Annotated in this window: 16 protein-coding genes; 9 read left to right on the top strand and 7 right to left on the bottom strand. The window is 70.5% G+C overall.

Going from position 1 to position 19,358, the window contains the following annotated elements; all coding sequences use genetic code 11:
* The first annotated feature begins 150 nt into the window (after positions 1-150).
* Positions 151-1,104 (top strand): GlxA family transcriptional regulator, encoded by a 954-nt coding sequence (locus Q5716_RS02770; RefSeq protein WP_305001558.1) that lies wholly within the window; start codon positions 151-153, stop codon positions 1,102-1,104.
* A gap of 1 nt (position 1,105) precedes the next feature.
* On the opposite strand, the gene Q5716_RS02765 is transcribed toward Q5716_RS02770, so the two are convergent.
* The 4 genes from Q5716_RS02765 to manA all read right to left on the bottom strand — a co-directional run bounded on the left by Q5716_RS02765 (position 1,106) and on the right by manA (position 5,728).
* Positions 1,106-2,467 (bottom strand): hypothetical protein, encoded by a 1,362-nt coding sequence (locus Q5716_RS02765; protein ID WP_305001557.1) that lies wholly within the window; start codon positions 2,465-2,467, stop codon positions 1,106-1,108.
* Positions 2,468-2,510: 43 nt separating this feature from the next.
* On the bottom strand, positions 2,511-3,452 hold the full coding sequence (locus tag Q5716_RS02760) for a GDP-mannose 4,6-dehydratase (RefSeq protein WP_305001556.1): 942 nt from the start codon (positions 3,450-3,452) through the stop codon (positions 2,511-2,513).
* Positions 3,449-4,438: a GDP-mannose 4,6-dehydratase gene (locus tag Q5716_RS02755; protein WP_305001555.1), complete on the bottom strand. Its 990-nt coding sequence runs from the start codon at positions 4,436-4,438 to the stop codon at positions 3,449-3,451. Before Q5716_RS02755 ends, Q5716_RS02760 begins: the two co-directional genes overlap by 4 nt.
* A gap of 108 nt (positions 4,439-4,546) precedes the next feature.
* A complete protein-coding gene (gene manA / locus Q5716_RS02750; RefSeq protein WP_305001554.1) occupies positions 4,547-5,728 on the bottom strand; it encodes a mannose-6-phosphate isomerase, class I in 1,182 nt (393 codons plus the stop codon).
* 81 nt (positions 5,729-5,809) lie between these two features.
* Here manA and Q5716_RS02745 point away from each other — a divergent pair, with 81 nt between their 5' ends.
* From Q5716_RS02745 to Q5716_RS02715, 7 genes are all read left to right on the top strand, one after another.
* Complete coding sequence (locus tag Q5716_RS02745; protein WP_305001553.1) at positions 5,810-6,991, top strand: acyl-CoA dehydrogenase family protein; 1,182 nt, start codon at positions 5,810-5,812, stop codon at positions 6,989-6,991.
* A gap of 61 nt (positions 6,992-7,052) precedes the next feature.
* Positions 7,053-8,384 (top strand): O-antigen ligase family protein, encoded by a 1,332-nt coding sequence (locus tag Q5716_RS02740; protein WP_305001552.1) that lies wholly within the window; start codon positions 7,053-7,055, stop codon positions 8,382-8,384.
* Positions 8,381-9,676, top strand: a complete 1,296-nt coding sequence (locus tag Q5716_RS02735) for an O-antigen ligase family protein (protein WP_305001551.1) — start codon at positions 8,381-8,383, stop codon at positions 9,674-9,676. Before Q5716_RS02740 ends, Q5716_RS02735 begins: the two co-directional genes overlap by 4 nt.
* Before the next feature lie 37 nt (positions 9,677-9,713).
* On the top strand, positions 9,714-10,814 hold the full coding sequence (locus Q5716_RS02730) for a glycosyltransferase family 4 protein (RefSeq protein ID WP_305001550.1): 1,101 nt from the start codon (positions 9,714-9,716) through the stop codon (positions 10,812-10,814).
* A 1-nt stretch (position 10,815) separates the two neighbouring features.
* Complete coding sequence (locus tag Q5716_RS02725) at positions 10,816-11,706, top strand: glycosyltransferase family 2 protein (protein ID WP_305001549.1); 891 nt, start codon at positions 10,816-10,818, stop codon at positions 11,704-11,706.
* 38 nt (positions 11,707-11,744) lie between these two features.
* Positions 11,745-12,479, top strand: a complete 735-nt coding sequence (locus tag Q5716_RS02720) for a glycosyltransferase family 2 protein (RefSeq protein WP_305001548.1) — start codon at positions 11,745-11,747, stop codon at positions 12,477-12,479.
* The gene (locus Q5716_RS02715; protein ID WP_305001547.1) at positions 12,476-12,868 is read left to right on the top strand and encodes a DUF2304 domain-containing protein; all 393 of its coding nucleotides are present in this window, start codon (positions 12,476-12,478) and stop codon (positions 12,866-12,868) included. Before Q5716_RS02720 ends, Q5716_RS02715 begins: the two co-directional genes overlap by 4 nt.
* Here Q5716_RS02715 and Q5716_RS02710 read toward each other — a convergent pair.
* Positions 12,788-14,041, bottom strand: coding sequence for a hypothetical protein (locus tag Q5716_RS02710; protein WP_305001546.1), 1,254 nt, complete (start codon positions 14,039-14,041; stop codon positions 12,788-12,790). The two genes, Q5716_RS02715 and Q5716_RS02710, sit on opposite strands and share 81 nt — an antisense overlap.
* Positions 14,028-15,860, bottom strand: coding sequence for a hypothetical protein (locus Q5716_RS02705; RefSeq protein WP_305001545.1), 1,833 nt, complete (start codon positions 15,858-15,860; stop codon positions 14,028-14,030). Before Q5716_RS02705 ends, Q5716_RS02710 begins: the two co-directional genes overlap by 14 nt.
* Before the next feature lie 105 nt (positions 15,861-15,965).
* Here Q5716_RS02705 and Q5716_RS02700 point away from each other — a divergent pair, with 105 nt between their 5' ends.
* Entirely contained in the window at positions 15,966-17,516 is a 1,551-nt protein-coding gene (locus Q5716_RS02700; protein ID WP_305001544.1) for a DUF2142 domain-containing protein, read from the top strand.
* Here Q5716_RS02700 and Q5716_RS02695 read toward each other — a convergent pair.
* Positions 17,513-19,357, bottom strand: a complete 1,845-nt coding sequence (locus Q5716_RS02695) for a hypothetical protein (protein ID WP_305001543.1) — start codon at positions 19,355-19,357, stop codon at positions 17,513-17,515. The genes Q5716_RS02700 and Q5716_RS02695 overlap by 4 nt on opposite strands.
* Between the last annotated feature and the right edge of the window lies 1 nt (position 19,358).

Here is a 19,358-nt window from a genome sequence, read left to right as displayed (position 1 = left end):
GTGGTACGGATGCTCGCCACGGCGCCCGCAAGGGCGAGGCCTGCCAGTACGAGAGTGAAAGCGATCATGGCAGTAACGCTACGGATTGCAGATTTCCGCCACGACTGGCAGCATGGACATACTTCGAACAGTTCCTGCCAAGGAGGCCCCATGCTGCGCAGCGTCGTCGCCCTCGCGATCCCGGGCGTCGCCCCCTTCGAGTTCGGCGTCGTCTGCGAGGTGTTCGGCGTCGACCGCAGCGACAGCGGCGGACCGAAGTTCGACTTCCGCATCGCCACCGCCGATCCGGGTCCGGTGACTACGAGCCTCGGCTTCGACATGCACATCGCCGACGACCTCTCCATCGCGGCCGACGCCGACCTGCTCGCCGTCCCCGCCCACGTGATCGAGGACGTCGACCCCCGCTACCTCGAGGCGATCCGCGCCGCCGAGGCCCGCGGCGCGTGGGTGCTGAGCGTCTGCAGCGGCGCCTTCACACTCGGCCAGGCGGGCATCCTCGACGGCCGGAAGTCGACGACGCACTGGATGCACACGGACAAGCTCTCGGCGATGTACCCGAAGACCGAAGTAGACCCCGACGTGCTCTTCGTCGAGGACCGCAAGGTCGTCACGAGTGCCGGGACCGCCGCCGGTATCGACGCGGCCCTGCACATCGTGCGCAAGGAGCACGGCGCCGCTGCCACCAACGTCATCGCCCGTCGGATGGTCGTGCCCCCGCAGCGCGACGGGGGCCAGTCCCAGTACATCGACGCGCCGATCGCCGAGTGCAAGAGCGACTCGTTCGCGCTCGTCGCCCAGTGGATGCTCGAGAACCTGCACGAGGACCTCACCGTCGACCAGCTCGCCCGCAAGGCCCTCATGTCGAGCCGGACATTCGCGCGGCGCTTCCGCGCCGACATGGGCACGACTCCGGCGGCGTGGCTCAACCGGCAGCGGATCATCCGTGCCCAGCAGCTTCTCGAGGAGACCGACCTCGGGCTCGAGCAGATCGCTCAGGAGACGGGCTTCGGCACCGCCGCCGTCATGCGGCACCACTTCGTGCGGGTGCTGCAGACCTCTCCGATGGCGTACCGGCGGGCGTTCGGGGCGCGCGAAGCGAGCTGACTCAGCCCTCGATCGTGAGCGAGGCCGCGAAGAGCACGAGCGAGAGGACGAGCAGCGGGACCTGGACCCAGCGGCGGCGCTGGAACAGAAGGGCGACGCACGCGAAGGCGATCGGGACGATCGACATGCCGTAGCGCGGCACGAGCGGCACGAATTCCCCCGCCACGATCACCGTCACGAGGGCCAGGATCGGTGCCGACAGCGCGGAGACGACGAGTGTCGCGACGCCGAGGTTGCTCGCCGCGGACAGGCCGCGGCGGGCACCGATGACCCCGATCACGCCTCCGACGACGAGGAGCGCCGTCACTCCCCCGATGAACACGGCGGCGAGACCGAGCGCCTCCGGGGCGCTCGCCCCGGTCGCCGCACCGGGCAGGAACTTGAAGAACTCGCGCGCGATCGCCGTCGCGCTCAAATCGCTGTCGACCCCCTGGCGAACGCCGAGGTCCACCGCGAGAACCCGCCGCAGAACCACCCAGCCGATCTGGGCGAGCGCTGCCACGACGACAGTCAGGGCCGATGCCCAGACCCAGCGGTGGCGCAGCCAGGCGCTGACGGGCCGCTCGGCGCCCCGCACCTCCCGGATGGCGCACAGCATGAGGAAGAGGCCCACGGCCAAGACCGCGACGATGTTCTGGAGCTTGAACAGCACGAACAGGACCGACAGCGCACCGAACCACCACGGCGATGCGGACCCCTCACGCACGCGGACGGCGGTGAGGAGGAGCACCGATCCCGCTGCGAGGGCCGTGGCATCCGTGCTGATGTAGGTGTTCGACCAGTAGGCGGCGAGGGACCCGACGAGGAGCACCGGCAAGGCGGCGGCGAGCGCGCGCGGGATCGCGAGCCGGCGCAAGGCGAGGAAGAGGGCGACCGCCGCGAGCGCGAGCCAGAGCGCGCCGACCGAGCGCCCGGCATCGACGAGGTCGACGCCGAACCAGGTCAGCGGCTGCGCGAGCAGCCAGGTCGTCGCGAAGTAGAGCGGCACGTAGATGTCGGCCGTCGTGCGGCCCTCGTTGGGGTACTCGGCGTCGTCGTCGGTCGTGGGGGCCGCGCACAGCGACTCGGGGTAGATCCCGATGAGCCGCACGCTGTGACAGGCCAGGTACCGTCGAGCGAAGTCGCCCACCTCCTCGCCCTGGCGGACCACGAGCTGAGTGGGGACCTTGGCGACGGCGTCGATGTAGACGTACTCGTCGATCGGCGAGACCATCGAGTGCTTCGGTACCTGGACGATGCCGACGAGGAGGCTCGCGAGCACGAGCCCGACGCAGATCAGGGCGTCGGCGTGCTTGCGGAGCGTCGGGCCCAGCTCGCGTCGGATCGGCTGCCCGGGTGCCGGGACCGCTGCTTCACTGGGCACCGGCATAGGCTAGCACGCAGCAATTCGGCCGGATCGAGCAGCCCTAGCCGTCGAGCGCGGCGAGGTCGGCATCCACCATGGCGTCGACGATCTCGCTGAAGCCGAGCGTCGGCGACCAGCCGAGCACGTCCCGCGCGTGGGTCGCGTCGCCCACCTGCTGGGGCGCATCGCCGGGCCGCAGGAGTCCCTCCGAGGTCGTGACGACGCTGCGCCAGTCGTCGATTCCCACTCGGGAGAAGGCCGCGGCGACGAAGTCCTCGACCGAGTGCGAGACACCGGTCGCGATGACGTAGTCGTCGGGCTCGTCGGCGCGCAGGGCGAGCCGCAGCGCGTCGGCGTAGTCCGGAGCCCAGCCCCAGTCGCGGCGGGCCGAGAGGCTGCCGAGCTCGAGTCGCTCCTGCAGGCCGCGCGCGATGCGGGCTGCGCTCGCGGTGATCTTGCGCGTGACGAACTGCTCCGGTCGGCGCGGCGACTCGTGGTTGTACAGGATGCACGACGCCGCCCACACCCCTGCCCCGCGGTACACGTTCACGAGCGAGTGCGCGTACGCCTTGGCCGCGCCGTAGGGCGAGGTGGGCCGGATCGCCGTGGACTCCGTCTGCGGGATCTCCGACGGGACGCCGAAGATCTCCGCGCTCGACGCCTGGACGAAGCGCACGGGATGCCCGGCCTCGGTCAGATCCCGGCACGCGGCGAGCATTTCCGCGGCCGCCACGCCATTGACTGCCGCCGTGAGCGCCGGCTGCTGCCAGGACTGGAAGACCGAGCTGACGGCGGCGAGGTTGTAGACCTCATCGGGCTCGACCGATCTGACGAGGTCGCCGATTCCCGGCTGGGCGAGATCGACGACGTGCACCTCGGCGCCGGCGACAGCGTCATCCGACCGCAACGCCGTTCCGTGGACCTCGTGACCCTCGGCCACCAGCTGCTCGGCGAGGTAGGAGCCGTCTTGGCCGGTGATCCCCGTGATGAGGACCCGGCTCATGAGAGACCGGCGAGCTTCTTCTGCTCCGCGAGATCCGACTCGACCATCATCGTCACGAGCTCGGTGAAGCTCACCTTCGGCTTCCAGCCGAGCTTGCGCTCCGCCTTCGCCGAGTCGCCAATGAGCAGGTCGACCTCGGCAGGGCGCATGAACGCCGGGTCCTGGCGGACGAAGCCCGACCAGTCCTCGACCCCCACGGCACCGAACGCCGCGTCGAGGAGCGCGCGGATCGTGTGGGTCTCCCCGGTGGAGATGACGTAGTCGTCGGCCTCGTCCTGCTGGAGCATGAGCCACATCGCCTCGACGTAGTCGCCCGCGAAGCCCCAGTCGCGCCGCGCGTCGAGGTTGCCGAGCACGAGCTCGTCCTGGAGGCCGAGGTGGATCCGCGCGACGGCCTGGCTCACCTTGCGGGTCACGAACTCGGGCCCGCGACGCGGCGACTCGTGGTTGAAGAGCACGCCCGACGAGGCGTGCATGCCGTACGACTCGCGGTAGTTGATCGTCATGTAGTGGCCGTAGACCTTGGCGACCCCGTACGGAGAGCGCGGCCACAGGAGCGTGTCCTCGTTCTGCGGGACCTGCTGGACCTTGCCGAACATTTCCGAACTCGACGCCTGGTAGAAGCGCACCTGCTTGCCCGTCGTCCCTTCATACAGGCGCACCGCCTCGAGCGCGTTGAGCACGCCCATGCCGGTCACCTCGCTCGTGAGGTGCGCGTTCTCCCACGAGTACGCGACGAACGAGATCGCCCCCAGGTTGTAGAACTCGTCGGGCTGGGACGCGTTGAGCGCGCGGAGCAGGCTCGAGAGGTCGGTGAGGTCCCCGGTCAGGATCTTCACGTCGGGGACGGTCTCCTCGAGGAGAGCCCGCTTGGGGTTGTTCTGGCCGCGCATGAGCCCGTAGACCTCGTAGCCCTTGGAGAGCAGCAGCTCGGCGAGGTAGAGGCCGTCCTGCCCGGTGATTCCCGTGATGAGTGCGCGTGCCATGCGTGATGTCCGTCCGTCGAAAGGCGTCGGCCGTGTGATCGGCCGCAAGCTACGGTACTAGATCAGCCTTGCGCGGCGATCTCGGGCGAGGCGGGAGCCGGACGCCGGTCAGCCGACGACGGTGGCGACGACGAGCTGCCCGGTGCCGCCCACGGCGAGGTCGCCCTCGTCGGGAGTGATGTAGAGCACGTCGCCGCGGCTGAGCATCGCCGAGCCGAGCCCGCCCGTGAGCTCGAAGGACCCCTCGAGGCACAGCGCGATGGCGGGACCGTCGAGGGGCAGCAGTCCGGACGCCTCGAATTCGACGAGCTCGAAGTCCGTGCCCTCCGGGTGGAACACCCGCACGTCCGGCACCGGGACCTCCGGCACCAGGTAGGGGGCGGGAAGCGGTCGGAAGTCGAGGACCGACAGGAGCTCGGCGACGTCCACGTGCTTGGGAGTGAGTCCGCCGCGCAGCACGTTGTCGGAGGAGCTCATGAGCTCGATGCCCACGCCATGGAGGTAGGCGTGGATGTTCCCCGCCGGGAGAAACAGTGCCTCGCCCTTCGCGAGCGTGACCTCGTGCAGGAGGAGGCTGATGACGAGGCCGGGATCGCCGGGGTAGGTCTCCGCGATCGTGCGCTGAGTCGCGAATCCCGGACCCGTCGCGACGACACGCGCGACCGCGGCGACGAGCTCGTCGACCCCCTCGCCGCGCGAGATGAGCCATTCGAAGACCGACTGGATCGAGTCATCCCCGCTGAGGCGCTCGAGCCAGTCGGTGAGCGGTCCCCGGGCATCCGGCTCCGACTGCTCCGCGAGCTCGAGGAGTCGGGCGATCGCGCGGCGCGACTCGGCGGCGGGACGGAAGCCGCACAGCGCCCCGAACTCCTCGCTCACGGCGAGGATGAGCTCCGGCTTGGCGTACGGGTCCTTGTAGTTGCGGTGCGCGGCGTCGATCGGGATGCCCGCCGCATCCTCCCGGGCGAACCCGGCCGCCGCCTGCTCCGGTGTGGGGTGAGCCTGGAGCGAGAGCGGGGAGCGCGCGGCGAGCACCTTGAGGAGGAACGGCAGGGTCGCGGCATCCTCGTCGCCGGTCGCCGTCGCCGGGTCGGCGGCGATCCACTGGGCGAGGTCGCCCGCGCCGTCCGTCGCGGTGGGGTCGAGGATGCGGCTGGGACTGCCGTGGTGAGCCCCGAGCCAGAGCTCCGCCTCCACGGCGTCGGTCGCCGGCGCTCCGAGGAGCTCGGAGATCGCACCCGAGGAGCCCCACGCGTAGTCGCGCGGTGTATTGGTGATGGCTACAAACATCCGGCGAACTCCTCCGTGCGCATTGGATCACCCTAACAACCGTCTGGAACCGGCGACCGGGGCCCTGGTTGAGTATCGCCCATGCCCTTCGAGACCCTTCCCAGTGACTTCTACGGCTTCGAGAGCCGCCTGACCCCGACGGAGCAGGATGCCCTGCTCAGGCTGCGCGCCTGGCTCGACGAGACCGTGCGGCCGGTCGCCAACGGCCTCTGGGAGCGCGGCGAGATGTTCGGCCCGGAGGTGCACCGCGGACTCGCCGAGCTCGGCATCTACGGCCTCGCGTGGGACGAGACGCGCCGGTTCGAGAACTCGGCCGTCTTCCGCGGCTGGGTCGCCCTCGAGCTCGCGCGGGTGGACGCGAGCGTCGCCACGCTCGTCGGCGTGCAGAACGGGCTCGCCATGGGCGCGATCGCCCAGTGCGGCTCGGCCGAGCAGCGCGCGGAGTGGCTGCCGAGGCTCGCCTCCGCCGAGTTGCTCGGGGCGTTCGGGCTCACCGAGCCGCTCTCGGGCTCCGACTCGGCGCAGGGCCTGCGTACGGTCGCCCGCCGAGACGGCGACAACTGGGTGCTCAACGGTGCGAAGCGCTGGATCGGCAACGGGTCGATCGGCGACATCACGGTCATCTGGGCGAAGGACGCCGACGACGGGCAGGTCAAGGGCTTCATCGTCCCGCAGGACTCCCCCGGGTACTCCGCGACGGCGATCGCGGGCAAGGGGTCGCTGCGCATCATCCAGAACGCGGACATCACCCTCACCGATGTCGTCGTGCCGGAGTCGAACCGGCTGCAGAACGCGAACTCGTTCCGCGACACCGCGGCCGTGCTCCGCCTCACTCGCGCCGAAGTCGCCTGGGCGGCGGTCGGCAACTCGGTGCAGGCGTACGAGGCCGCCGTCGCCTACGCGAAGGACCGTGTGCAGTTCGGCAAGCCGATCGCCTCGCACCAGCTCATCCAGGAGCTCCTTGCGAAGAGCCTCGGCAACATCACCTCGTCCATCGCGCTCGTCACGCGCGTCTCGGAGATGCTCGACGAGGGAGTGCAGCGCGACGAGCACTCGGCGCTCGCCAAGGAGTTCGCGACGAGCCGCATGCGTGAGACCGTTGCGTGGTGCCGCGAGGCTCTCGGCGGCAACGGGATCGTCTTCGACTACGGCGCGATGCGGGCGTTCGCCGACGCCGAGGCCCTCTACTCGTACGAGGGCACCCGCGAGATGAACACCCTCATCGTGGGCCGAGCGATCACCGGCTCGGCGGCGTTCGTCTAGGGATGGATCCCCGACCCGGTTCGGTCGGGCGCGGCGCAGCCGCACCGTCTAGCCTTACGGGATGCGACTGATCTCGAGCGCCCGCGCCCGGCACGCGATCCTCGTGCTCGTGCTGAGCCTCGCCCTCGCGGGAGACGCATGGCGGTACAGCGCCGGGTGGTGGGTGTACGGAGTGCTCGCCGTGCTCACGGCACTCGCATCCGTCGCCCTGCTCGTCGTCGAGCGCCGGCGGTGGTCGATCGGGTCGCTGCCCTATCCTCTGCTCGCCTTCCTCCTCCTCGCGACCGCGTCGATCGCGTGGTCCGCCTACCCCGGCGCGACCGCCCTCGGTCTGCTGACGACGTGGATGCTCGCCGTCACGGGCATCGCGCTCGCAGTGACGTACAGCTGGGCCGAGCTGCTGCGCGGACTCGGTACCCTGTTGCGCATCGTGCTCGCGGCATCCCTGCTGTTCGAGTTGTTCGTGTCGCTCGTGCTGCGCCGCCCGATCCTCCCGCTGTGGGTGCAGCCGGGGGTGGACTACTCGCAGTACGAGACGATTCCGAAAATGCTCTACTGGTCGCGCGACGAGCTGTTCGACGTGCTCGACGAGGGCCGCATCCAGGGGATCGTCGGCAACGCCAACCATCTCGGGTTCCTCGCGCTGCTCGCCGCGATCGTGTTCGCGATCGAGCTCGCCGATCGCCGTCTGGCGCGGCGGTGGCACTCGATCGCATGGCTCGGCGTCGCCGCCGTCACGCTCGTCTGCACCCGATCCGCGACCGTCACCGTGGCGCTCGTGGCCACCGCAGCAGTGGTCGGCGTCGTGCTGCTCCTGCGACGCGCGACGACCCCGCGCGCGCGGGGCTGGACCTTCGCTGCACTGATCGCTGCCGCCGCGGTCGCCGCCGCGGTCATCGTGTTCGCCCGGGGCACCCTCCTCGAGCTGCTGGGGAAGAGCTCCGACCTCACCGGGCGTCTCGGCATCTGGGAGAAGGTCACCGAGCTCGCCGCGCAGCGCCCCGCATTCGGCTGGGGGTGGGTGAGCTACTGGGTCCCGTGGGCCGAGCCGTTCGACACTCTCGCCTTCCGCAACGGCGTGCGGATGCTTCAGGCCCACAACGCGTGGATCGACGTGTGGTTCCAGCTCGGGGCCGTGGGGCTCGTCGTCTTCGGCGCGCTCGTGCTCTCGACCGTCGTGCGCACGTGGCTCGCCGCGCTCGACCGGCCCCAGCACCTCCCCGACCGACCCCTGCCGTATCGCGCGCTGCCCCTGCTGCCGCTCGCGATCATGACCGCCCTCGTCGTGCAGAGCCTCGCTGAGAGCCGGCTCCTCGTGGAGTTCGGGATGCTCTTCCTCGTGCTCATCTCGGTGAAGTCGAAATACGGCGATACCGCCGGGGAGCTGCGATGACCCTCGGTCGCGATGAGCTGCTCGCGGCGGGACTGTCGTTCCTCGGTCATCCGCGCCTCGTCACCGCGATCACGTCCGTCGCTATCGGCATCGCGGTCTTCGCCCACCCGATCCGCCAGCTCAGCGGGTGGGCGGGCCTTGTCGGGGCGCTCGCAGTCCTCGTCGTCCTCGCCGCGGCATCCATCGTCGCCCGCTGGCGCAGCATCGAGTGGCGCGGACTGCTGCCGGTCTCGCTCATCGTCTACATCGCCTGGGCCGGGCTCACACTCCTGTGGAGCCAGTACCAGTGGGCGACGCTGTGGTCGCTCCTGTACCTCGGGGCCTTCACGGTGCTCGCGCTCTACGTCGCGCTACTCCGGGACACGATCCAGATCGTCCGCGCGTTCGGCGATGTGCTGCGCGCCGCCCTCGGGCTCTCGATCGCGCTCGAGATCCTCTCGGGGCTGCTCCTCGACACCGAGATCCGGCTACTGGGCATCCTCGGAAATCTGGAGGCACTGGGGCCGATCCAGGGAATCGCCGGCACGCGCAACCAGCTCGGCATCCTCGCGGTGCTCGCGCTCATCACGTTCGGCACCGAGTACCGCACCAAGTCGGTGCCGCGCGGGCTCGCGATCGGCTCGCTCGTCGCCGCCGCCATCGCCCTCCTGCTGACCCGCTCCCCCGTCGCGATCGGCGGCTTCGCGGTCGTGTGCGTCGCAGCAGCGGCACTGTACGGGCTCCGTCGCGCGCCCGACGAGCGGCGGCGCTACTGGCAGATCGCCATCCTCGTGATCGCCGTGATCGGTGCGGGGGTGACGTGGATCTTCCGCTCCGCCATCATCGACTTGCTCAACGCGGGAGGCGAGCTCAGCTACCGGCTCGCGATCTGGTATCAGGCGTGGAGCCTTATCGGCTTGCACCCGCTGGAAGGGTGGGGGTGGATCGGCACGTGGCAGTCCGAACTGCCTCCGTACAGCCTCTTCCAGGGACTCTCGGTGCGCAGTGAGACCTCCGCGTCGAACACGTACCTCGACGTATGGCTCCAGCTCGGACTCGTCGGCCTCGTGATCTTCCTCGGACTGGTCGGCCTCGCGTTCGCCCGCTCCTGGCTGCTCGCGTCGCGACGGCGCAGCGTCGTGTTCGCGTGGCCGGCGCTCGTTCTCGTCGCCCTCCTCACGACCGCCCTCGCCGAGAGCTCGCTCCTCGTCGAGTTCGGCTGGTTGACCTTCGTCGTCTGCGCCGTCAAGGCCGCCGAGCAGCTGAGCTGGCGCCAGGCCTTCAGCCGCACGGGTCAGCCTCCCCGACCGTGAGCATCCGTCCAGGCGGGGCTTGGTAAGCTCGGCCATCATGCCGCTCGTGCTCGTCGACCTCCTCTCGTACACCGGGACGAAGGGCGGCATGGAGACCTACACCCGCGAGCTCTACCGGAGCATCGGTGACCAGCCGGGCGAGTTCACCTTCGTCGGGCTCGCGTCACGGGAGGGCTTCGAGCTCGACACGTCGTGGTTCCCCGGCGAAGTGGTGCCCTCCGGCATCAGCGGCGAGAACCGCGTGCAGTGGGCACTCGGCGAGCTCTTCGCCGTGGGACGTTGGGCGTCCCGGCTCGGCGCCGACCTCATCCACGGGCCAGCGACCCTCGGCCCGGCGCGCACCCGAATCCCGGTGGTGCTGACGATGCACGACATGCTCTACTTCAGCCACCCGGAGTTCATGTCGACGCCGTTGTACACGGAGCCGGTCAAGTGGATGGAGAAGGTCGCGTCGCGGAATGCGTCCTGGGTCGTCACCGACAGCGAGACCTCCGCTTCCGAGATCGTCAAATACCTGGACTACCCGCGGGAGCGCCTCCAGGTCGTGCTCCTCGCCGGGGCATCCGATCCCACCCGAGCGGAGCACCACGAGCGGCGCGGCGATCTGATCCTGGCGATGGGCAACCGGCGGCCGCACAAGAACTTCGACAACCTCGTCAGGGCGCTGGCTCTCGTGGACCCCGCGATCCGCCCGACCCTGACCATCACCGGCAGCCGCGGGGACGACCCGCTCCGCCCGCTCGTCGCCGAGCTCTCCCTCCAGCAGTGGGTGGACCTGCGCTCGTGGGTCTCGCAGGAGGAGCTCGAGGAGCTCTACGGCACGGCGAGCGCCCTCGCGGTCCCCTCGTACGCCGAGGGCTTCGGGCTCCCCATCCTCGAGGCGATGGGGGCGGGCCTTCCCGTGATGATCTCCGATCTGCCGGTCTTCCGGGAAGTCGCCGCGGACTCGGCGGTGTACTTCGACCCAGCCGACCCCGTCTCGATCGCCGCGGCGATCACGAGGATCGTGTCGGAGCCGGGCCTGCGCGAGAAGCTCGAACGGGTCGGCGCCGAGCAGGCGGCACTGTTCAGCTGGTCGGCGACGGCCGCCCAGACGCTCGACGCGTTCCGATCCGCCCTCGCGAACCCGCGGCGCTGACATGACCGCCGCCCTCGACATCATGATGCCGTTCTACGGCGACGTCGGCCTGTTCGTGCTCGCCGTGGAGAGCGTGCGTCGCCAGGAGGGCGACTGGCGGCTCGTCGTCATCGACGACCGCTACCCCGATCCGGAACCGGCCCGGTACATCGCCGCTCTCGACGACCCCCGCATCGAGTATGTCCTCAACGACGAGAACCTCGGTATCAGCGGCAACTTCCAGCGGGCGATCGACCTCGCAAGCGCCCCGTACACGGTCATCATGGGGTGCGACGACATCATGCTCCCGGGGTTCGTCTCGCGGGTGCTCGCCCTCGCCGAGCGCTTCCCGGATGCCGCCTACCTGCAGCCGCGCGTCCGCACGATCGATTCCGCGGGCGCCCCCGCGGTCGGACTCACCGACCGCATCAAGTCGATCCTCGAGCCCCGGGGCGAGCGCCCCCTCGTTCTCTCCGGCGAGGAGCTCGCGACGAGCCTCCTCCGCGGAAACTGGACCTACTTCCCGTCGCTGTGCTGGAAGACGGAGGTCCTCCGAGAGCACGGGTTCGACCCGGGGTACGACATCGTCCTCGACCTCGCTCTGCAGATCGACATCATCGTCGGCGGGGGTTCGCTCGTGCTCGACGGAGAGCTCGTCTTCGAGTACCGCCGTCACCGCGCGAGCGCGTCGTCGTGGACGAGCAGCGACAACAAGCGCTTTATCGAGGAGCGCCGATTCTTCCTCGAGACGGCCGACCGCCTCGACCGGCTCGGGTGGCGTCGGGCCGCGCGCACCTCGCGCGCGCACGTGCTGTCGCGGCTCAACGCCGGCATCCGCGCACCCGGGGCGCTGGTGCGCCGTGACTGGCGCGGGGTGTCGAGCCTCGGCAAGCACCTCTTCTCCCGCCGCTGAGCCGGGCCGGGACTGCGCGAGAAGGTACTATTTACCCCATGCCCGCTGAGTTCTCGTCGACGCTCGTCGTGCTGCCCGCACTCAATGAGGAGGAGGCCATCGGCGCTGTCATCGCCGAGGTGCTCGAGACTCTCCCCGGTGTCGGCTGCCTCGTCGTCGACGACGGATCGTCGGATGCCACGGCCCTCGTTGCCGCCCGCGCCGGCGCCCGCGTGGCGCAGCTGCCGTTCAACCTCGGCGTCGGCGGGGCCATGCGGCTCGGGTTCAAGTACGCCCTCGAGCACGGATTCGACAACGTCGTGCAGATCGACGCCGACGGCCAGCACGACCCGCGGAACGTTCCGCGACTCCTCGAGGCGCTCGACGGCGCCGACCTCGTCATCGGAGCCCGGTTCGCCGGCGAGGGCGACTACTCGGTCCGCGGCCCGCGACGCTGGGCGATGTGGTTCCTCGCGAAGATCCTCAGCCGCACCGCGGGGACCACGCTCACGGATACCACGTCGGGGCTCAAAGCGAGCGGGCCCAAGGCCGTTCGCCTGTTCGCGGCCCACTACCCCGCCGAGTACCTCGGCGACACCATCGAGGCGCTCGTGATCGCCGCGCGCGCGGGCTGCGTGGTGCGGCAGGTTCCGGCATCCATGCGGGTGCGGCAGGGCGGCACTCCCTCGCACAGCCCCATCAAGGCCGCCCTCTACCTGGGCCGCGCCATGGTCGCGCTCGCCTTCGCGCTCATCCGGCCGCCGGCCGCGACCGGATCGGAGGTCACCCCGTGACGCTGACGAGCTACATCTTCGGGATCTGCGCGGCGCTCCTGACGCTGATCGTGGTCATCGACATGCTGCGTCGCCGCCGATTGCGGGAGCGGCATGCGGTGTGGTGGCTCATCGCCGGTATCCTCGCGCTCGTAGTCGGGATCTTCCCTGGCCTCCTCGAGTGGGCTGCGAAACTCGTAGGAGTCGGGCTGCCCGTCAACCTGGTGTTCTTCGTGAGCATCGCCGTGCTCTTCCTCGTCTGCATCCAGCACAGCACCGAGTTGACCAAGCTCGAGACCCAGTCGCGCACTCTCGCCGAGGAGGTGGCGCTACTGGACCTCCGGGTCCGCGAGCTCGAGGCGGCGACGGCGCCTCAGCAGGGCGAGGATGTGGACGGCCAGTCCCACTAGAGGCGCGATGCCGAGCGCGAGCGTCGATCGCACGAGCAGGTCGATCGGGAGCATCATGATCACGACGGCGACGATCGCCGTGAGCACCCACCCCGCGGAGTAACCGCCGTGCAGGCCGCGCGCGAGGGCGGCCGTGCCTGCGACCATGATCCACCCGGTCGCGACGGATGTGCCCACGAGAGCCGCGACGTACCAGCCGGGGAGGCGGAAGTCCTCGCCTGCGAGCCACACGATCGCATCCGCGCCCAGCCACCACGCGAGTGCTGCAAGCAGGACCGCGGCGAGGAGCAGTAGCGCGAAGAGGCGGAGCATGAGCCGCGTCGCCGAGGCCCGGTGATCGCGGAACTGGACGAGCAGGTAGCCCTGCAGCGAGAGCGTCGAGACAACGATCGGCGCGCGGGTGAGCGTGAGGGCGAACACGACGGCGCTGACCATGCGGGCGTCATCGCCCGCAGAGGAGAAGCCGATGAGGAGGGGGAAGCCGCTGACGATGACCGCGGTCGAAGCGGCCGCCGCGACGGTCCGGACGACGTTCGCCGTCACGGCCCGGTAGCTGACGTCGAGCTGGCTCGATGCGAACAGGGTCCGCCAGGCGGGGAGCACCACCACCAGGAGCACCAGCCCGTACGGCACTACGGCCGCCCAGGCGAGGCCGACCACGCCCACCCCGAGCGGGAGGAGGATGCAGACGAGCAGCAACCGGAAGGCGACATCCAGCACGATGAACGCGGCGAGGACGCGCCACGAGTGGGTGCCGTACATCGTTCCCGCCGCCGCGGTCATGAGCACGAAGCACCCGGCGCCGGCCGTCAGCGGGGGCAGCAGTGCCCACCCCTCGCTCCCGAGCGCGGTCGGCACCCAGAGGGGGCTCGAGACGAGGACGAGGACCATTGCGGCCGCGGCCGCGCCGAGGGCCAGCACGATCACGCTCGCCGGCCGCCGGGGCGTCACGGTGCGCGGCTGCGTGGCTCGAGCGACCTCCTGCTGGATGCCCGAGAGTGCGCCCGCAACCAGGTAGAGGGCCGACCAGAAGATGGCGAACAGGCCATAGGACTCGCCCAGCCCTCGAGCCAGGATCGTGGTGATGGCGTACCCTCCGACGCCCGCCACGATCGTCGCGCTCGTGACGAGCACGAAACCGCGACGAGAGCCGGTGACGTCAGCGGACGACAACGGACACACCCCCCGAGGGGCACGCCGACCCGACCTCGGCAGCCAGGGCGGGGTCTCGCGTCACGACGACGAGCGCATCCCCGGCCTCGGCGGCGAGCGAGCAGAGCTGTGCGGGGTCTGAGGCATCCAGCAGGTATCCGAACAGCCGGATGGGGTCGAGTCCGCCATCCGCGGACTGCTGGATGAGCCAGTTGTTGATGAACGCGTCCTCGGTAGGGGTGACGTCCCGGGACACGACGGTGAGGGTCTCCTCCGGGTCCGAGTGCGCGAAGAGCTCGTGGGCAGCCTCGGTCGACACGACGAGCGGCACCGGCAGTACGGCCGAAGCGAGAGAGGCGAGGGATCCGCTCGTCGGCCGCGGCACGAGCGTGAGCCCGATGACGACGACCGCCGTGGCCGCGACGAGCAGAGCGCGAGTGCGCCCCCTACCCGCCCGCACGGCGAGCGCGACGCCCCCGATCGCGATGAGCACCAGGAGGAATGCGGCGATGAGCCAGGCGAGTTTCGCGGGGTAGTACCCCCACAGCGACGCCTCGCCGAGGCGGCGCGACACGAGGTAGCCGAGGGCCACACCCGACGACAGCAGGATGACGACCACCCCGACGACCGTCGTCCCGGAGCCCGTCGCCCGGCGCTGCGCGAAGGCCACCGCTAGCGCCACCGCGTAGACGAGGGCGACGTGATAGGGCTGGATCGCCATGATCGCGCCGTCCGCGCCGAGCGCCCCGCCCTCCCGGAGCACGTCGGGGAGGGTGATGCCCAGCACATAGGCGGGGAGGACGCCGAGGCTTCCCACGAGGACGACGAGGCGGCTACCCCGCACCCCGGCCCACCACGGGCGCGGTGCGGTGACGAGCACGAGGGCGCCGAGCGCGAGAGGGACGATCGCGAGGGGCGCCCACGTGGCGAGCAGCACGACGCTCCCGGCGGACAGTCCCCCGATTGCCGCGAGGCGGTGCTCGGCCACCTCGAGCCAGAACAGCCAGCACGCGAGCAGGGCGATCAGCACGACCGTCGCGTTGAAGAAACCGAACTGGAACGAGTATCCCGCGACGTACGGCAGTGCCGGGATCGCCGAGACCGCGAGCGCGGAGGCCGACCTCCCGCGGGGTCCGAGCGAGCGCAGCGAGCGCCAGGCGACCGCGGCCGCGAGAATGCACGTCGTCAGGACGAGCAGCAGCCAGAGCTCGGACTGCCGGGTGACGTCGTGCAGCAGCAGATCGCCGCTCGCGACCGACAGCCTGCCGGGAGCATACGATCCGGCCAGAAGCGCCGGGATGAGCGGCGAGACGTTCGGATGCTCCGGCCCGAGCCCGCCGTCCGCCCACAGGAACCTCGACATCATCGTGTTCCACACCGCGTCGTTCTGCATCGACCAGGCGACTCGTGCGCCACCGGAGAGAGCCACCCCGACGACGGCGGCCAGGACGACGGCGGTAGCCGGGAGCACGGCCGCCCCGAAGCCGATCGCCGGGCGACGGGCCGGGAGGCGCAGCGGTCGACGGCTGACCGCGAGGACCACGACCACCACGATCACAACCGCCGCGAGCACGACCCGGTTCTTCGTGGCGAGGTCACCGGGCAGCGGTTGCACGAGTCGGACGACGAGGGAGTACCCGGCGAGGAGGAGCATCGTCCCCAGCGCCGCGGACATCGTCCACGGCAGCCTCTGACCGGCGGCGACGACGACCGCGCAGAGCGCCGTCGCCGCGAGCACCCACGGGGCGCCGCCGGCGATGTCTACGGCGAGCCCGACGACGAGACCGAGCACGAGCGCAACGATGACGACGCGCCGGATGCGCCGATCACTCAGGTCCATCGGGAACGCACCCCTCGCGTGATTGTGCCTGCGTCAACCTATCACGCAGCCACCGTCGAGCCACCCTCAGGAACACCGGCGCGGCTCGCCGGTACTATCGGCATCATGCCCCGCGCCACGAGCACACCCGCACCCTCGACGACGCCCGCTCGGGCATCCCGGCCGCTCGCGGTCTTCGCGGTCGTCACCGTCGCGATGTCCCTGCTCTCGGCGCTCTGGGCGCTCGCGACACCGCTCGCGGGAGCGCCGGACGAACCCGCCCACGCGATCCAGGCTGCGGCGGTCGTCCGCGGCCAGGTCGCCGGCGCGGCGACGATCGACGGCTCGAGCGTGCAGGTGCCGCAGTACGTCGCCTGGATGCACGCCCAGACGTGCTACGCGATGAATGCGGATGCGACGGCCGCGTGCATCCCGCCCGTGCCGGGCGACCCCTCCGCGATCGTCGCCTCCGCGACCACCGCGGGCCTGTACAACCCCATCTACTACGTGCTCGTCGGGTGGCCGTCACTGATCTTCTCGGACTCCACCGGGATCTACGCGATGCGCATCGTGAGCGGCCTTGTCTCGAGCGTGTTCCTCGGTCTCGCCGCCGCCGTGATCGCGAGCTGGCGCTCGGTGCGCCTCCCCGTCGTCGCCGGGGCAGCGGCGGTGACGCCGATGGTGCTGTTCCTCGGGGGCTCCGTCAATCCGAACACGCTGGAGATCACCGCCACGCTCGCCGCATTCGTCGCGATGCTCAGCATCGTGGCCTCTCCCGACCGGTCGTTGCTCCTGCAGCGCGCGATCATCCTCACGGTGTCCGCGTCGATCGCGGCCAACGTGCGCGGACTGTCGGTGCTGTGGGTCGCCGTCGCGCTCCTCGTGCCGCTCGTCTTCTTGCGGCGCGGTCAACTCCGCGAGCTCCTGCGCTCCCGCCCCATTCAGATCGCGATCGGAGTCACCGCCCTCGCTGCAGCGTTCGGCGCCGCATGGGTGCTCCTGACGGGGTCGCTGACCCCGCAGGCCATCCCCAACCCCGACCGTCCGACCGCCCCCCTGCTCGGGGAGTCGCCCCTCGTCGGCTTCGTGACGATGCTCGCTCGCGGCGGGGGCAATCTTCAGGAGATGATCGGAATCTTCGGCTGGCTCGACACCTTCGCTCCCGACGAGGTCTACCTGATCTGGTCCGTCCTCATCGGCAGCCTCGTCGCCTGGTCGTTCATCATCCTGAGAGGACGCGCCCTCCTCGTCGTCGCGGCGCTGGCGGCCGCGACGGTGCTCTTGCCCGCCTTCGTCCAGGCCGCATTCATCACGAGCGGTGGCTGGATCTGGCAGGGGCGCTACGGGCTCCCGCTGCTCGTCATGCTCCTCGTCGGAGCGGGGTTCGTCCTGAGCGAGCGCGCCGAGCGACTGTCCGAGACGGCGCTGCGCCGGATGCTCGCGCTCGTGCTCGCGGCCTGGGCCGTCGGTCAGACCCTCGCCTTCGTCGGAGCGCTGCACCGCTACACGGTGGGAGACTCCGGCTCCTGGGTCGACGTCGTGCTCGCGCCCGCCTGGGCACCGCCCGGAGGCGCTCTCCTGCTCACCGCCCTCGTCGCAGTGACGGCGACCGCCTTCGCGGTCGCGGGCTACTGGTTCGCGCGCGGTGCCGGGTCGCACCCTGCGCTGCGGGATTAGCGGTCCACCACACTCACGTCGGCATCGGAGCACAGCGCATCGAGCTCGACCGCCAGTCCCGGGTCACGGGTCGCGACCATGATCGGCCCCGGTGCCTCGTCCGCGAGGCGGCAGACCTCGGCCGCGTCACCGCTGTCGAAGTCGTAGGCGAACGACCGGATCGGGTCCCGCGCCGATGACGCCGACTGCTGGATGAGCCACCCGTTGATGAATCGGTCCTGATCGGCGCCGAGGTCGCGCGACACGACCGTCAGCTGATCCGGGTCGGAGAGGGCGAAGAGCTCCCGGACCGCATCGGACGAGACCGGCATCGCCGTGCCGAGGTACGCGCCCGACCACGAGCGCAGCGAGCCCGGCGTGGGGAGCGGCGTCACCATGACGGAGACCACGACAGTGACGACAGCGACCACCCCGACGACCCGGAGAGGCAGCGATCGAGCCCGCGACACGATGGCGATGAGCCAGACGCTCGAGACGATGATGGCGAACACGACGAGCAGCCAGGCGAACTTCGCCGGGTAGTAGCCCCAGTAGCCGAACGCCCGCCGTTGGAGCATCAGGTACGCCAGCACGACTGCGGACGCGGCGAGCACCGCGGCGGTCCCCCACACCTCGGTGCTGCGCCAATCGAAACGGCTGCGCACGACGGCGACTCCGAGCATCCCGGTGAGGACGAGCGCCACGAACACCGGTTGGACGCCCACAGTCGCACCCTCCGCGCTCAGTGCGCCGTTGTCGCGGAGCACGTCCGGCACGGTCACCGCGAGAAGGTAGGCGGGGATGCCCGCGAGACTCACGATCACGGCGGTCAGCTCCCGCCGCGCGAGGGAGGCCCACCACGACCGCGGCGTGGTGACGAGCAGCAGCACGCCGAGCGCCAAGGGGACTGCCGCGAGGGGAGCCCACACGGCGAGGAGGGCGATGGACGTCGCCGCCATCCCGATGACGCCGAGCACCCGGTGCCGGTCGGCCTCGCGGAAGAGCATCCACCCGCACAGCAGGAGAAGGACGACCACGATCGCGTTGTAGAAGCCGAACTGGAACGAGTAGCCCGCAACGTACGGCGATACGGGTACGAGGGAGACCGCGAGCGCTGCGGCGGCGCGCCCCGTCGTCGAGAGCCTGGGCAGCTCGCGCCACGCGACGACGGCCGCGAGGATGCCCGTGGCGGCGACGAGCAGGATCCACAGCTCGGCCTGGCGCACGAGGTCGTGCTCGAGCAGACCAAGGGGGGCGGTCGCGGCGCGACCCGGCGCGAACGCCCCCGCGAGCAGCCCGGAGACGAGTGGGGACACGTTGGGCCGGTCGACCGCGACACCGCCGTCCTCCCAGAGGAACCGCGCGACCATGGTGTTCCAGATCGCGTCGTTCTGCATCGACCACACGAGCCGCTCCCCCGCGCCCACCGCGACCGTCACGAGCGCGCCCGCGCTCAGAGCCACGACCGGCAGGGTCGCCGTGCCGAGCGCCAGCGTGGAGCGCAACGGAGGAAGACGGAGCGGCGTCGAGCGCGCAACCCGCACGATGGCGAGCGCCGCGACCAGGGTCAGGAGCACGGCGTTCTTCTCGGCGAGTCCCGCGGGGATCGGCTGGAGCAGTCGCAGGGTCACGGCGTACCCGGCCAGCAGCACGGAGACACTGAAGACGATCGCGACCGCCCAGGACGCCCGCTGACCGACGGCGATGACGAGGGCGCACACCGCGACCGCGCCGAGCACGAACGGTGCGCCTCCCGCGACGTGGATGGCGACGCCGATCGCCGTGGCGACGGCCAGTGCTCCGACGACGACCCAGCGCCGGCGGGATGCTCGTGCCGGCGGGCCGGAAGGTGAATCACTCATA

The sequence above is a fragment of the Antiquaquibacter soli genome, assembly GCF_030580675.1.
Lineage (GTDB): Bacteria > Actinomycetota > Actinomycetes > Actinomycetales > Microbacteriaceae > Rhodoglobus > Rhodoglobus soli.
The sequence above is the reverse complement of the archived record's forward strand: the minus strand, read 5'-3'. Positions and strand labels throughout refer to the sequence as shown.

Bases quoted from the DNA above. Each gene is read 5' to 3' on its own strand.
- Q5716_RS02770 (WP_305001558.1), top strand. From the start codon at position 151: ATGCTGCGCAGCGTCGTCGCCCTCGCGATCCCGGGCGTCGCCCCCTTC.
- Q5716_RS02760 (WP_305001556.1), bottom strand. From the start codon at position 3,452: ATGAGCCGGGTCCTCATCACGGGGATCACCGGCCAAGACGGCTCCTAC.
- Q5716_RS02755 (WP_305001555.1), bottom strand. From the start codon at position 4,438: ATGGCACGCGCACTCATCACGGGAATCACCGGGCAGGACGGCCTCTAC.
- manA (WP_305001554.1), bottom strand. From the start codon at position 5,728: ATGTTTGTAGCCATCACCAATACACCGCGCGACTACGCGTGGGGCTCC.
- Q5716_RS02745 (WP_305001553.1), top strand. From the start codon at position 5,810: ATGCCCTTCGAGACCCTTCCCAGTGACTTCTACGGCTTCGAGAGCCGC.
- Q5716_RS02740 (WP_305001552.1), top strand. From the start codon at position 7,053: ATGCGACTGATCTCGAGCGCCCGCGCCCGGCACGCGATCCTCGTGCTC.
- Q5716_RS02735 (WP_305001551.1), top strand. From the start codon at position 8,381: ATGACCCTCGGTCGCGATGAGCTGCTCGCGGCGGGACTGTCGTTCCTC.
- Q5716_RS02730 (WP_305001550.1), top strand. From the start codon at position 9,714: ATGCCGCTCGTGCTCGTCGACCTCCTCTCGTACACCGGGACGAAGGGC.
- Q5716_RS02725 (WP_305001549.1), top strand. From the start codon at position 10,816: ATGACCGCCGCCCTCGACATCATGATGCCGTTCTACGGCGACGTCGGC.
- Q5716_RS02720 (WP_305001548.1), top strand. From the start codon at position 11,745: ATGCCCGCTGAGTTCTCGTCGACGCTCGTCGTGCTGCCCGCACTCAAT.
- Q5716_RS02705 (WP_305001545.1), bottom strand. From the start codon at position 15,860: ATGGACCTGAGTGATCGGCGCATCCGGCGCGTCGTCATCGTTGCGCTC.
- Q5716_RS02700 (WP_305001544.1), top strand. From the start codon at position 15,966: ATGCCCCGCGCCACGAGCACACCCGCACCCTCGACGACGCCCGCTCGG.
- Q5716_RS02695 (WP_305001543.1), bottom strand. From the start codon at position 19,357: ATGAGTGATTCACCTTCCGGCCCGCCGGCACGAGCATCCCGCCGGCGC.